This is a genomic window from Mesorhizobium sp. Root102 (assembly GCF_001425625.1).
Lineage (GTDB): Bacteria > Pseudomonadota > Alphaproteobacteria > Rhizobiales > Rhizobiaceae > Mesorhizobium.
The window spans coordinates 48,816-61,690 of the sequence record NZ_LMCP01000006.1; the positions used below are offsets into that span (position 1 = coordinate 48,816).

Annotated in this window: 14 protein-coding genes; 9 read left to right on the top strand and 5 right to left on the bottom strand. The window is 62.1% G+C overall.

What is annotated here, in order from left to right; genetic code table 11:
* Positions 1–59: 59 nt before the first annotated feature.
* Positions 60–908 carry a YihY/virulence factor BrkB family protein gene (locus ASD12_RS07600; RefSeq protein ID WP_200950990.1) on the bottom strand — a complete coding sequence of 283 codons (849 nt, stop codon included), beginning with the start codon at positions 906–908 and terminating at the stop codon, positions 60–62.
* Positions 909–966: 58 nt separating this feature from the next.
* Here ASD12_RS07600 and ASD12_RS07605 point away from each other — a divergent pair, with 58 nt between their 5' ends.
* The 7 genes from ASD12_RS07605 to ASD12_RS07635 all read left to right on the top strand — a co-directional run bounded on the left by ASD12_RS07605 (position 967) and on the right by ASD12_RS07635 (position 6,364).
* On the top strand, positions 967–1,833 hold the full coding sequence (locus tag ASD12_RS07605) for an SDR family oxidoreductase (protein ID WP_082525301.1): 867 nt from the start codon (positions 967–969) through the stop codon (positions 1,831–1,833).
* A gap of 23 nt (positions 1,834–1,856) precedes the next feature.
* Entirely contained in the window at positions 1,857–2,048 is a 192-nt protein-coding gene (locus tag ASD12_RS07610; RefSeq protein WP_056583538.1) for a twin transmembrane helix small protein, read from the top strand.
* Between the two features lie 25 nt (positions 2,049–2,073).
* Positions 2,074–2,655, top strand: coding sequence for a cob(I)yrinic acid a,c-diamide adenosyltransferase (locus ASD12_RS07615; protein ID WP_056583543.1), 582 nt, complete (start codon positions 2,074–2,076; stop codon positions 2,653–2,655).
* Positions 2,656–2,684: 29 nt separating this feature from the next.
* Positions 2,685–3,485, top strand: coding sequence for a rhomboid family intramembrane serine protease (locus ASD12_RS07620; protein WP_056583546.1), 801 nt, complete (start codon positions 2,685–2,687; stop codon positions 3,483–3,485).
* Between the two features lie 181 nt (positions 3,486–3,666).
* Entirely contained in the window at positions 3,667–4,416 is a 750-nt protein-coding gene (locus ASD12_RS07625; protein WP_056583551.1) for an electron transfer flavoprotein subunit beta/FixA family protein, read from the top strand.
* A 23-nt stretch (positions 4,417–4,439) separates the two neighbouring features.
* Positions 4,440–5,369 (top strand): electron transfer flavoprotein subunit alpha/FixB family protein, encoded by a 930-nt coding sequence (locus tag ASD12_RS07630; RefSeq protein ID WP_056583554.1) that lies wholly within the window; start codon positions 4,440–4,442, stop codon positions 5,367–5,369.
* Between the two features lie 116 nt (positions 5,370–5,485).
* Positions 5,486–6,364, top strand: a complete 879-nt coding sequence (locus ASD12_RS07635) for a 3-hydroxybutyryl-CoA dehydrogenase (protein ID WP_056583557.1) — start codon at positions 5,486–5,488, stop codon at positions 6,362–6,364.
* 44 nt (positions 6,365–6,408) lie between these two features.
* On the opposite strand, the gene ASD12_RS07640 is transcribed toward ASD12_RS07635, so the two are convergent.
* From ASD12_RS07640 to ASD12_RS07655, 4 genes are all read right to left on the bottom strand, one after another.
* Positions 6,409–8,319, bottom strand: coding sequence for a PAS domain S-box protein (locus ASD12_RS07640; RefSeq protein WP_244482777.1), 1,911 nt, complete (start codon positions 8,317–8,319; stop codon positions 6,409–6,411).
* 221 nt (positions 8,320–8,540) lie between these two features.
* Positions 8,541–9,179, bottom strand: coding sequence for an NrsF family protein (locus ASD12_RS07645; RefSeq protein WP_056583563.1), 639 nt, complete (start codon positions 9,177–9,179; stop codon positions 8,541–8,543).
* A 1-nt stretch (position 9,180) separates the two neighbouring features.
* On the bottom strand, positions 9,181–9,732 hold the full coding sequence (locus ASD12_RS07650) for a sigma-70 family RNA polymerase sigma factor (protein WP_056583565.1): 552 nt from the start codon (positions 9,730–9,732) through the stop codon (positions 9,181–9,183).
* Positions 9,733–9,843: 111 nt separating this feature from the next.
* Positions 9,844–10,860 (bottom strand): hypothetical protein, encoded by a 1,017-nt coding sequence (locus ASD12_RS07655; RefSeq protein ID WP_056583569.1) that lies wholly within the window; start codon positions 10,858–10,860, stop codon positions 9,844–9,846.
* Positions 10,861–11,078: 218 nt separating this feature from the next.
* Here ASD12_RS07655 and ASD12_RS07660 point away from each other — a divergent pair, with 218 nt between their 5' ends.
* Both ASD12_RS07660 and ASD12_RS07665 read left to right on the top strand, forming a co-directional pair.
* Positions 11,079–11,585 (top strand): GNAT family N-acetyltransferase, encoded by a 507-nt coding sequence (locus tag ASD12_RS07660; protein WP_210173852.1) that lies wholly within the window; start codon positions 11,079–11,081, stop codon positions 11,583–11,585.
* The gene (locus tag ASD12_RS07665) at positions 11,585–12,811 is read left to right on the top strand and encodes a cytochrome P450 (protein ID WP_056583576.1); all 1,227 of its coding nucleotides are present in this window, start codon (positions 11,585–11,587) and stop codon (positions 12,809–12,811) included. The genes ASD12_RS07660 and ASD12_RS07665 overlap by 1 nt, the downstream gene beginning before the upstream one ends.
* Positions 12,812–12,875: the final 64 nt, after the last annotated feature.

The following is a 12,875-nucleotide window of genomic DNA, read 5'->3' on the forward strand; positions in this document are numbered from 1 at the left end:
TAACCCAAGCGGCAGCCCATTCTTCAATTCTTCAATTCCTCTATCCGCCCAGCATCGACTCATCCGACCCGGGCGCGTGCCTCCAGATAGCGGCTGATCGCGGCATTGAGTTCGCCGCCAAGGATGAAGATCGCCGAGACCATGTAGAGGAAGACCACGGCGATCATGATCGAGGCAAGGCCGGCATAGGTCGTCACATAGGACGAGAAGTGATCGAGATAGGCGGCGAAGATGGTCGAACCGATAAGCCATGCCGCCAGCGTGAAGATGATGCCCGGCACCAGCGAGACGAAACGGCGTTTGCCTGCCGGCAGCCAGAAATGCACGGCAAACAATCCGCCGACAATGACCACGGAGGCGATGACATAGCGCCATAGCGTGATCGTGCCCATGTAGGGCTTGATGCCGTCGATATGGGCTTCGGCGAGCCGCGCCAGCAGCGGCGCGAACACCAGGAGCACGCTGATCGCCAGGAAACCGGCGGTGGCGATGAGAACGAAGATGATGCTCTGCACCCGGCGGTAGATGATGCCGCGCGTTTCCGAGACGCGATAGGCGCGGTTGAGCGACGTGCGCAGCGCCTCGATGCCGTTCGAGGCAAAGTAGGCGGCCAGCACCACGCCATAGGTCAAAAGATCGGTTCGCCGGACGGTCAGCACATTGAGCACTTCGCGCGCGATCGGCTTGGCGATCTGTTCGGGCCAGGTGTCGAAGACGAGGTGCACGGCCGTGTCGGAGAACGCCTGCGCGCCGAGGAAGCTCGCCAGCGTCGTGGCGAAGATCAGGAACGGGAACAGCGCCATCAGCGAGGTGATCGCCAGATGGCTGGCCATCGCCCAGCCGTCATCGGTGTTGAAATGGCCAAGCGCATCGTAGAGAACCCGCTTGAGGGCTACGATCTTCCGCATCAAGAACCGCGCCCTCCAATTGTCTCCACGCCGGGAATATGGGAAGGGATTGCGGCAAATGGCAACCCTTGACGAAACTACGCACAGTCCGGCGCAGGAATTGCGCTCGATCATCGTCACCGGCGCATCCTCGGGAATAGGCGCGTACTGCGCCCGTGCGTTGAAGGCCGAAGGCTGGCGGGTGTTCGCGACGGCGCGCAAGCCGCAGGACATCGCCGCGCTCGAAGCCGACGGCATCGAGGCCTTCTATCTCGATTATTGCGAGCCGGACTCCATCGCCGCGCTGGTGACGGCGGTGCTCGACCGGACCGGCGGCCGACTCGACGCCCTGTTCAACAATGGCGCCTATGCTCAGCCGGGCGCCGTCGAGGATCTGCCCGTTGCTGCGCTCAAGCAGCAGTTCGAGGCGAATTTCTTCGGCTGGCATGACCTGACCCGCCGGCTGGTGCCGGTGATGCGCCGCCAGGGTCACGGCCGCATGGTCCACTGCTCGTCGATCCTCGGCCTGACGCCAGTGCGTTTTCGCGGCGCCTATTCGGCGTCGAAACACGCCTTGGAGGCCCTGATGCTCTGCCAGCGCCAGGAACTGGCCGGTAGCGGCGTCCATGTTTCGCTGATCGAACCAGGGCCGGTGAAGTCAAGGATCGCCAGCAATGGCCTCACCTGGTTTCTCAGGAACATCGACCACGAGAATTCCGTGCACCGCGTGGATTATGCAGCGCAACTCGAGCGGCTGCGGGCCGGCGGCAGCCAATCGGCCTTGAAGCCAGGGCCGGAAGTGGTTCACGCGGCGCTGCGCCATGCACTTCTGTCGCGGCGCCCGCGCCCGCACTATGTGGTAACAGTGCCGGCCAGGATCGGTGCGGTCCTCAAACGCATCCTGCCCGCGTCGATGCTCTACCGCATCCTTGCCAAACGCGCCTGAATCAACCGAACTGGGAACACACCATGGCATCCGTCTTCAACATTCTCGCCATTCTGGTCATGGTCGCCGTGGTGATCGTGCTTGTTCGCGGCCTCATCAACATGATGCGCGGCGGCTCAGGCGTCACCTCGAACAAGCTCATGCAGGCGCGCGTCATGCTACAGGCCGTGGCGCTGGTGCTGATCCTGCTGGCGGTGTATTTCACCCGCAAATGAGGATATCGGCAGCCGGGGAGGCGAAATGGTCAAGCTCAACAAGATCTACACCCGCACCGGCGACGATGGCACCACGGGTCTCGGCACCGGCGAACGGCGGCTGAAATCCGATCTGCGGGTGGACGCTTACGGCACGGTCGACGAAGCCAATGCCTGCATAGGCATCGCCAGGGTCCACACGGCATCGGCCCACCCGGCGATCGACGCCATGCTTTCCCGCATCCAGAACGATCTATTCGACCTCGGCGCCGATCTCGCCGTGCCCGACGACGGCAAGCCGCTCGGCTATGAGCCGCTTCGCATCATCGCCGTGCAGACCGACCGGGTCGAGAAGGACATCGACCTGCTCAACAAGGAGCTTCAGCCGCTCAAATCCTTCGTGCTCAATGGCGGCACGCCGGCAGCGGCGGCACTTCACCTTGCCCGCACCGTGGCGCGGCGAGCCGAAAGGCTGATGGTGGAGCTGGCCCAGAACCCGCGCGAACACGTCAACCGCGATGGACTAAAATACATCAACCGCGTCTCGGATTTCCTGTTTGTCGCCGCCCGGGCGGTCAATGACAACGGAAACGCCGACGTGCTATGGGTTCCCGGCAAGAACCGCTGATTGTCGAAGGCGGAAGAGGGCCCCGGGGCATGTTCATCCCGCTTTACGACACCAACAGGCTGCGGCACATCCGCCTGCAATATGTGACGATCGGACTGATCGTGGTCAACGCCCTGGTCTACCTCGCCACCGCGCTCGGCGGCGAGAATTTCTCCAATGCCGCCGTGCTTGGTCTCGGCTTCATCCCGTCGGTCGTCCATGACACCGCCGAGCTTGATCCCCGTTTTATCGTCATCCCCGAAAGCCTGAGCTACCTCACCTATTCCTTCCTGCACGCCGACATCTTTCACCTCGGCGGCAACATGCTGTTCCTGTGGGTGTTCGGCGACAATGTCGAGGATGCGCTGGGCCACATCCGCTACCTCATCTTCTATCTGCTCTGCGCCGTTGCGGGAGCCGCCTTCCAGGGCCTTGTCGCCTGGGATTCCCAGGTACCGCTGATCGGGGCCTCCGGCGCCATCGCCGGCGTGGTCGTCGCCTATCTGATCCTTTATCCCAGGGTGAAGGTCTGGGTGCTGGCGTTTGCCCGTATCCCGCTGCGCATCCCGGCCTTCATCCCGCTCATCCTGTGGGTGCTGTTCCAGGTGGTGATGTTTGCCGCCGGCGGCGAGGACCAGATTTCCTGGGCCTGCCACATCGGCGGCATCATCGCCGGCGCCGTTCTGGTGCTTGTCTTGCGCAGCCGCGGCGTGCCGCTGTTTGCCGGCGCTGACGAGGATGCCGCGGTCGCCGCTCCCAACCAGCCGCAGGCCACTGCTGAACCGGTGGCGCCTGAGCCACCCGCCGCAACACCGCGTTGGGGGCGCGGAAACGCTTCCAGTTCGGACTGAACCGATTTGAGCGGCTTGCCGCGTATTGACGTGCAGGGTTGCCGCAACTACGGAAACGTCTCCGCTCCGGCTTAAGGCGGTCAAAGACCAGAATTTCCATCCGGAATGTCGGCTTTCGACAACTCAGAAAGGGCGCAGGCTGTTATAGCGCGCCCAACTAGCGTGAAGAGGTGACAGGCAAATGAAGATCCTTGTGCCCGTGAAGCGGGTTGTGGATGCGAACGTCAAGGTTCGCGTGAAGGCTGACGGGTCGGCGGTGGAGCTCGCCAACGTCAAGATGGCGATGAACCCGTTCGACGAGATCGCTGTTGAAGAAGCAATCCGGCTGAAGGAAGCCGGCAAGGCGGAAGAAATCATCGTCGTCTCGATCGGCCCGCAGCAGGCGCAGGAAACCCTGCGCACCGCGCTCGCCATGGGCGCCGACCGCGCCATTCTGGTCAAGACCGACGAACAGACCGAGCCGCTCGGTGTCGCCAAGGTGCTGAAGGGCGTCGTCGACGCTGAGCAGCCCGGCCTCGTCATCCTCGGCAAGCAGGCGATCGACGACGATTCCAACCAGACCGGCCAGATGCTGGCGGCACTGCTGGGTTGGGCGCAGGGCACCTTCGCCTCCAAGATCGTGCTCGACGGCGACAAAGCCAAGGTGACGCGCGAAGTCGACGGCGGCCTGCAGACCGTGGAACTGAAGATGCCGGCGATCGTCACCGCCGACCTTCGCCTCAACCAGCCGCGCTATGCCTCCTTGCCCAACATCATGAAGGCCAAGAAAAAGCAGCTCGACGAGAAGAGCCCGGCCGACTACGGCGCCGACGTCAAGCCACGGCTGAAGGTCATCAAGACCGAGGAGCCGAGTGGCCGTAAGGCAGGCGTCAAGGTCAAGAGCGTCGCCGAGTTGGTGGACAAGCTCAAGAACGAAGCCGGCGTATTGTAAGCGATCGGGAAAGGAACAGACAAATGACAATTCTCCTCATCGCCGAACACGACAACGCCAGTCTTTCCGACCAAACCGCCAAGGCGCTGTCTGCCGCCTTGCAGATTGGCTCGGACGTGCATGTGCTGGTTGCCGGCAAGGGCGCCAAGCCGGCAGCGGACGCTGCCGCCAAACTGAAGGGCGTGAGCAAGGTGCTGCTCGCCGAAGCCGACGAGCTTGCCGAGCACCTTGCCGAACCGACAGCAGCACTCGTTGTGTCACTGGCAGGCGCGTATGACACCATCATCGCGCCGGCGACCTCGTCGGGCAAGAATGTCGCGCCGCGCGTGGCAGCGCTCCTCGATGTCGCGCAGGTGTCCGAGATCATCGAAGTCGTATCGCCCGACACCTTCAAGCGGCCGATCTATGCCGGCAACGCCATCCAGACGGTGCAGTCGACCGACGCCAAGAAGGTGATCACGGTGCGCACGGCCTCCTTCCAGGCAACCCCCGAGGGCGGCTCGGCCGCGGTCGAGACCGTCAAGGCGGCAGCCAACCCCGGCCTGTCCTCCTTCGTCGAGAACAAGCTTTCCGAGACCGACCGTCCGGAACTGACCTCGGCCAAGATCATCATCTCGGGTGGTCGTGCGTTGGGTTCGGCGGAGAAGTTCCAGGAAGTCATCCTGCCGGTTGCCGACAAGCTCGGTGCCGCCGTCGGTGCCTCCCGCGCCGCGGTCGACGCCGGCTATGCGCCGAACGACTGGCAGGTCGGCCAGACCGGCAAGGTGGTTGCCCCCGATCTCTACATTGCGGTGGGCATCTCCGGCGCCATCCAGCACCTCGCCGGCATGAAGGATTCGAAGGTCATCGTCGCCATCAACAAGGACGAGGAGGCGCCGATTTTCCAGGTTGCCGACTACGGCCTCGTCGGAGATCTCTTCGTCATTCTGCCGGAGCTGCAAAAGGCGCTTTGACGCTTTCTGCCAAAGCGTATTAAATGGCGAGGGTGGGGTAGACGAAGTCGCCCCGCCCTTTTAGTTTGCACCGCACAAAAAGCAGGCCGCAAAGGCCTTTTGACGGGATCGGTGTAATGAGCAAGATCGAGACGATCGGCATCATCGGCGCGGGCCAGATGGGCGGCGGCATCGCCCATGTCTCCGCGCTTTCGGGCTACAAGGTGCTGATCTACGATATATCGCCCGACCGTATCGAGAAGGGTATCGCCACGATCAGCGGCAACATGGCCCGCCAGGTGGGGTCCGGCAAGCTCGACGAAAAGTTGCGCAACGACGCGATGGGCCGCATTTCGGCTGCCCCGGCGATGGCTGATCTTGCCGGCGCCGACCTGGTGATCGAAGCGGCGACCGAGGACGAGACGGTCAAGCGCAAGATCTACGCCCAGCTCTGTCCGCAGCTCAATCCCGAAGCCATCCTGGCGACCAACACCTCGTCGATCTCGATCACGCGGCTTGCCGCGCAGACAGACCGGCCGGAGCGCTTCATCGGCATACATTTCATGAACCCGGTGCCGTTGATGAAGCTGGTCGAGCTGGTGCGCGGCATCGCCACCGAGGACCAGACCTTCGAGGCAGCCAAGACCTACGTGAAGCGGCTCGACAAGACGATCACGGTCTCGGAGGATTTTCCGGCCTTCATCGTCAACCGCATCCTGCTGCCGATGATCAACGAGGCGATCTACACGCTCTATGAGGGCGTCGGCTCGGTCGATGCCATCGATACCGCCATGCGGCTCGGCGCCAACCATCCTATGGGGCCGCTGCAGTTGGCAGACTTCATCGGGCTCGATACCTGCCTGTCGATCATGCAGGTGCTGCATGACGGCCTGTCGGACTCGAAATACCGCCCTTGTCCGCTGCTGGTGAAATATGTCGAGGCCGGCTGGCTCGGCCGCAAGACCGGGCGTGGTTTTTACGATTATCGCGGCGAGCATCCCGTACCGACGCGCTAGTCAGGTTCGCGTCAGCGAACAGGCCGCCGGCCGATTGACCCTGATCAGGACGCGGCAGCCAGCGGCTCTGTCTTGTTGTCGACCCCATCCGGCGCGACGGAAACGCATCCACGGCCGGCCGCCTTGGCGGCATAGCAAGCAGCGTCGGCTCTCGCGATGATTTCGTCGACCTCGCCACAATTGGCGCCGATCGCAGCCAACCCGATGCTGGCGCCGATCAGGTGGGGACGGCCGTCCCAAGTGAAATCCAGGCCGGCTATCGCATCGATGATGGATCGCGCCACAATCTTGGCGCGGGCGGCCAAACCCGATTTCAGGATGACCGCGAATTCGTCGCCGCCCAGACGCGCGACGATGTCTTCGGGGCCAAGGACGCCGCGGATAGCCTCGGCGACCCGCTTGAGCAAGGCGTCTCCTGCCGCGTGGCCGCCGGTGTCGTTGACCAGTTTGAAGTGATCGAGGTCAACGAACATGAACTGATGTCCGCCGCCTCCGGCCAACACTGTCGTACAGTCCTTGCGCGCCTGAGCGACCAGTTCCTCCATCGTGCGGATGAAGCTCGAGCGATTGGCAAGGCCGGTCAGCGCGTCATGCGCGGCGGCGTGGGCAAGCTGTCGCTGCAGCGCGCGCGCATCGGTGAAATCCTGGAAGACGATGACCAGTCCGCAGAACTCGTTCCGCTCGTTCATGATCGGCGACACGACCTGACGGATGCTGCATCGCGTGTCGTCGCGCCGGATGAGGACGGCGCGGCTGTTCTGGTCGGAAGGGGCCTGGCCGATCGCCGGCCGGGTTACGCCGATCCTGTGACCCGTCTCCTCGTCTACCGCCCAGTAGACATGACCGAGCATCTTGCCGAGGGCCTCGCCGCCGGAAACTCCGGTCAGCTTTTCGGCGACCGGATTCATGAAGGTGACGCGGTTCGCCGCGTCGGTGCAGATAACGGCATCACCGATCGACTGGAGCGTTACCCTGAGTCGCTCCTTCTCATCGGCGAGCATTGTCGCCGACACAGCGAGGCGCTCTTCAGTCTCCTTGCGCCGGGTGATGTCGGTCAGGCTGCCAATGGCCCTGATCAGCCTCCCCTCGGCGTCACGCTCGATGACCTTGCCGCGGTCGAGGATCCACATCCAGTGGCCGTCCTTGTGGCGCATCCTGAACTCGGCTTCGAAGAATGGCGTCTTGCCGTCGAGATGGGCGCGATCCGCCTCGGCGACGGTCTGGCGATCGTCGGGATGGATCATCGTCAGCCAATGGTCGGGATCGCCATCGAGCTCGCCATCCGCATAACCAAGCATCCTGACCCAGGTCGAGGAATAGGTCGTGCCGCCCTTGCGCATGTCGAGGTCCCAGACGCCTTGGCCGGCGCCGGCGAGAGCGAAATTCCAGCGCGTTTCCGCTTCGGCGATGCGCGCCTCGGCCTGTTTGCGTGCGTCGATGTTCTCGATCTGCGAGACGAGATAGAGCGGACGGCCGCTTTTCTCGTCACGAATGACGGAACCGGCAAGATGGGCCCAGACGGGCGTGTCGTCCTTCCGCAGGTAACGCTTCTCGAATTGGAAGGCGTCGACGGTGCCGGCCTTTAGACCATCCATCGTTTCCCGCCCGATCTGCAGATCGTCGGGATGCGTGATCTGGAAAAAGGTCAGCGCCTCGATCTCCTCGCGGTTGTAGCCAAGCATGGCGGCAAAGGCCGGATTGGCCTCGAGAATGCTCCCGTCGAGACCGACAACGGCGATACCGATCGCCGAATCCTTCATCGCGCGGCGGAAGCGCTCTTCGCTCTGCGCGATCTGCCGGCGGTCCTTGGTGATCCGGCGAGCGAACAGGGCGGCGAGGAAGAGGGCACCCACCGCCACCGCTACAGAGATCCGCAGCCAGAGTTTCAGCGCGTCAGGGCCGGGATCCAGTCGCGACAACACCATCGAGGCAACCGCGGCACAGAGGCCGGCCACGAGCAGCGCCGACCCTGCGTGCCCAAGAAATCGTCGGCCGATCAATCCTCGCCACATCGCGATACGTGCCACCCCCGTGCGCAAGCTGATGTTGTCGCGCTGAGCCTGATGGATTGGCTTTAAGGAAAGGTTGCCTGCGGCATGCCGGCGCCATCGCTAACCGACAAACATTGCCGGCATGATTAAGGATCGGTGTGCACGGAGCGCGATCGCGGCGGGCACTACCAGCGCACGAAAAATCGCCCGCCGAGCGCGCCGAGCAGCGCCAGCACCGCGATGGCGATAGTGTACCAGGTGGCGACGAAAAGCGGCGAATCGTCAAAGCAGTGCGCGGCGTAGAAGGTCGCCGCCAGTCCGCCGGCGAGCAGGCCAGCGACCGCCCCGGCAAGCACCGGCCGTGTCGGCGCGCCGTAGCGCAGCATCCACAGGAAGATGGCAAGCGGGCCGATGCCGATCAGCGGAATGAAGCCCATGCAGATCATCATGTTGGAGCCGATCATCCTTGTCCCCCACAGCGCCTCCGGCACCATGAAAAGCTCCAGAACCACAGCCACGGCCACCAGCACTGGCGCCGCAGCCATCCAGGCCATTGCCCGGCCCGTCGAGGCACCCGGTGTCGACAAGGCGCGCACCAGGGCAAAGGCGCTGACCGCAAGCACGATGGTGAAAACAAATTTGGAAAGAAAGCGCATCGTGTGCGCAGCCGTCATGAAGTCCGGGCGCGGGCCGATGGTCAGCAGGAAAACGATGGCCGCGATCACCGCTGCCGCACAGGCGGCCATCCACCAGGCCGATTGCAGCGGCATCGCCTTGCTGCGGGCATCGGCGTCCAGCGCCTTGATGAGATCGTCCGTCCTCATGTCATTCCCGTCCGAATCGCCCCTGCCCGAATCGCTTGGCTATCGCGGCAAGTCCCCGATGCAGCGACACACGCACCGCCGTCTCGCTGATGCCGAACTTTGCCGCCGTCTCCCCGATAGACCGCCCTTCTACCGACACGGCCGAGACCACGGAGCGTTGCGCCGGCGACAGGCCGTCCAATGCCCGGTTGATGTCGCGCTCGCTGACGGTCTCCGCTTCCGGCTCGGCGAATGTCTCGGCGATATCGTCGACATCGATCTCGATGCGCCGCCCACGCCGCCGGAACGCGTCGATGAGCTTGAAGCGGGCGATCGCATAGATCCATGGCAACACCGGCGCATCCTGGCGCCAGGTATGCCGTTTCACATGGATGGCCAACAAGGTTTCCTGCACGACATCCTCGGGATCGACCCCGCCCTGCACGATCTTGCGCCGGACAAAACCGCGCACCAGCGCGGCAATCCGGTGCAGAAAGTCGGTATAGGCCTTTTCGTCTCCCGCGATCGCGGCCCGCATCAGCCGGGAAAGCTCGGCCTCATCCTTGCCGCTCACAAGAGTTACTCCCCCGGTTTTCGCGTCTCGGCGCTGATTTGTTACGTGGCCGGCGAAATAATGTCCAAGCCAAACTACCGGCAAATCACGAAAGTTTGCAGGCTCCCGTTCCTACTTGGCACCGAGCGTGACGCCCCAGAAATATCTGAAGCCCTTTCGAACCGTTAGCTTCACCCGCTTCCGACGATACTTGTTTCTCAGGCGGCCCAGGATTTGGAGATGTGTCTTGTCGATGTCCGGACTTGACGTGGGATCGTTGGCATAGGGCAGCAGCACCAATGCCTCCGCATGCATATCGGCATAAGGCTGAGAATCATACGTATCGAAAGGTGTCGGAGGATAGTTCAACACAGTGGGATTGGTGTTGATCTCGAACACCTGGATGCGACCATCGACAATGGTGTAGTCAATCCGACCGTACGAAATCCTGGCCTTCTCGAAGATTGGCGACAATTCGCCTGCGTGCGGATTGTCGCGAACGTATGCGGCGTGCTCGGCCAGTTGCTGCCCCGACATACCTTTGCCCGGGTCCTTGATGAACCACTCCTCGCTGGCGAAGCAGTGCTGCGAATAGCTGCGCGCACCGATGCGATAGCTTGCGTATTTTCTGTAGCTGCCGTCGGGCGCCGGTTTTGATCCGAACTCCACCACCATGGGACGAACGAAGTTCATCTTGCCCAAATTCGAAAGCTCCTGGTCAAGCTCCGCTCGTGACGGCAGCAGCCGCGGCGTCTTGTAGGTCGCCCCAGCCTCGTCACGCAGGAACACGGGAAAACGTATCCCTTCTGGCAGAAGTTCGGGCCGGTATACGTTGAAATCATTTGTGCCGTCCGAAAACAGCATGCGCAGCAACTCGAAACGCTGAACACTTTGGCGGGGATGATTGAGTTGGAAGAGATCGGGCTGCTGCGACTTCATGCGCTCGCTGAGAATGGCGCTTGCTTCAATCTCGGCTTCGCTGAGGCGGTCCAAATCCGTCCAGATAACCGTGCCTTTGGGGATTCCAAGCAGATGCCGTCCTTCGTCATGCGGAACGAAGCGAACAAAATCCTGCAAATCCGCTCGAAAATAGAGTAGCAGACTTGCCAGAGTGTTGGCATGTGAACGATGGCAAACATAGAAGATCATGAGACACCCCCCTTCCTCATGCGTGTTATAAAGGCCGACATCAGGAAATCGTCCATTTGAGCAGCCATTCTAAGATGATAAAGGTCACATTTCGTCAACTCGTTGCAGACGACATATTGGACATGGCTGCGATGGAGACCGCAGCCTGGGGATCCCTTGGAGCCAACGAAGAAGCGATCCGGGCTCGCCTTTCACTTGGACATACAATGATTGTCGCCATGGTCGACAACCTCATCGCTGGTGCGATCTGCTTCGTGGCAACCAGCCAGGACCCTCGCGATACCGCAAATTTTCCAAAGACCTTCGCTGCTTATTCTTCGCTTGCGGCAAGCGAGCCGACACGATCTCTCTACGTCTACAACCTTGGTGTGCGGCCCGAGTTTCGCGGCTCAGACATGGCACGCCGTCTCTTGTCGGAATTGATCGACCACGGCCGCCGGGTCGGCACGCGTTGGTTGGTCGGCGATGGACGTTGCCCGTCTTACGCCGGAGCGCAGGGCGATTTTCCCGACAAGGTTCGGCCGGATCCGGCGTTTCGCCATACCATCGATGACTGGCATCGGACAGGCGTGATGCCGTCCGTGCAGGCGATAACAAAGGACCCGCTGCTGCGGTTCTACAGGCGCGTTCTGCGATGTGAGTTTCTGCATCTGGCGCCCGACTTTCTGCCCGAGGACCTGAGTTCCGGTGGGTTTCGCGTCATCTTCGCCGTGGATCTTGCCTGATGACGGGCCAGGCTGATCTTTTTGATCCGATCGCCCATGGCAGCGATCCGTTCCCCGAATTCGCCCGTCGTCGGAGTTCGGGAGGCGCCAGTTGGGGAAAGCCTCCCTATCCCGAGGTCGGTGAAGCCTTCTACGTATTCAGCCACGCGCTTGTCTCGCAGGCCTTGAAGCACCCTTTGTTGCTGCAAGCACCACCGGGTGCCTATCAGGAAGTCCGGCAGAAGATCAGTGCGAACCCGGCACTGGATCTGTTGACCCGTTCCATGCTGCTGTCCGACCCGCCACGGCATATGCAGTTGCGCCGTCCATTGGCAGGCTCGCTGACCTTTTCCGCAAGCACAGGGTTGGTTGACCGGCTTATGGCCAAGGCCTCGGAGCTTGTGCAGGCAGCTGTCCAAAAACCGGAATTCGATGCGATTCGCGATATAGGGCTGCCGCTGTCATTTTCGGGCTTGGAGCAGATCCTTGGCATCGACATGGACGACCCCTGGAAGATTGGCGCCGATGCACAGCTCATGGCCAATGCCCTGGAAATAAGGGCTGGAGGCGTCGACGAGCGGGCGAGCCAGGCCTGCCGCCGGTTGGAGGCATGGGTATCGCACGCAGTAGAAAGTGGTGCTATCCGCCCAAATGGCATTTCAGCCCAGATGCTTGCCGAGGTGAAAGCCGGCAGGTGGTCGAGAGACGATGCCATCGCAAACATCGTGTTCCTGCTCTTTGCCGGGCAGGCCACGGTCGTCGATACATTCGGCAACGCGCTGGTCGCGCTTGCAAGGTTCCCGGAACAGCTTTTGCTGCTTGAAGATCAGATAATCAGTTGGTTGTCGGCAGCCGAAGAGTTGCTCCGTTTTTGCGCTCCGATTCACTATGCCGGAGCGCGCATTGCCGCGGAAGATTTGCAATTTGGTGGGGCGACCATAAAAGCCGGCCAGGCTGTCGTACCCGTCCTGGCTAGCGCCAATCGGGACGTTTCGGTTTTTCCAGCTGGTGACCAACTGGATTTGGGTTCCGGCATTTCGTCGGCCCTTGCGTTCGGCACCGGACTGCATGCCTGTCTGGGTCAACACGTCGCCCGGATAGAATTGGCTGTGCTGCTGGAGGCCCTGTTCACCCAAGCCAAGGGCTGGCGCCCAGACATGGCCAGGGTCGTCAGGCGGCATTCGGTGCTTTTCTACGGTCTGCAAGCCGCACCCTTGATCCGGTCGGCGGATCAACCGTCGGTTTGAATTCGGCACCCAATTGTTCGCGCCACTTCATCACGTGGAATTGTAAGCCGAAATGAAGCGTTTG

Bases quoted from the DNA above. Each gene is read 5' to 3' on its own strand.
- ASD12_RS07600 (WP_200950990.1), bottom strand. From the start codon at position 908: ATGCGGAAGATCGTAGCCCTCAAGCGGGTTCTCTACGATGCGCTTGGC.
- ASD12_RS07605 (WP_082525301.1), top strand. From the start codon at position 967: ATGGCAACCCTTGACGAAACTACGCACAGTCCGGCGCAGGAATTGCGC.
- ASD12_RS07610 (WP_056583538.1), top strand. From the start codon at position 1,857: ATGGCATCCGTCTTCAACATTCTCGCCATTCTGGTCATGGTCGCCGTG.
- ASD12_RS07615 (WP_056583543.1), top strand. From the start codon at position 2,074: ATGGTCAAGCTCAACAAGATCTACACCCGCACCGGCGACGATGGCACC.
- ASD12_RS07620 (WP_056583546.1), top strand. From the start codon at position 2,685: ATGTTCATCCCGCTTTACGACACCAACAGGCTGCGGCACATCCGCCTG.
- ASD12_RS07625 (WP_056583551.1), top strand. From the start codon at position 3,667: ATGAAGATCCTTGTGCCCGTGAAGCGGGTTGTGGATGCGAACGTCAAG.
- ASD12_RS07630 (WP_056583554.1), top strand. From the start codon at position 4,440: ATGACAATTCTCCTCATCGCCGAACACGACAACGCCAGTCTTTCCGAC.
- ASD12_RS07635 (WP_056583557.1), top strand. From the start codon at position 5,486: ATGAGCAAGATCGAGACGATCGGCATCATCGGCGCGGGCCAGATGGGC.
- ASD12_RS07645 (WP_056583563.1), bottom strand. From the start codon at position 9,179: ATGAGGACGGACGATCTCATCAAGGCGCTGGACGCCGATGCCCGCAGC.
- ASD12_RS07655 (WP_056583569.1), bottom strand. From the start codon at position 10,860: ATGATCTTCTATGTTTGCCATCGTTCACATGCCAACACTCTGGCAAGT.
- ASD12_RS07660 (WP_210173852.1), top strand. From the start codon at position 11,079: ATGGTCGACAACCTCATCGCTGGTGCGATCTGCTTCGTGGCAACCAGC.
- ASD12_RS07665 (WP_056583576.1), top strand. From the start codon at position 11,585: ATGACGGGCCAGGCTGATCTTTTTGATCCGATCGCCCATGGCAGCGAT.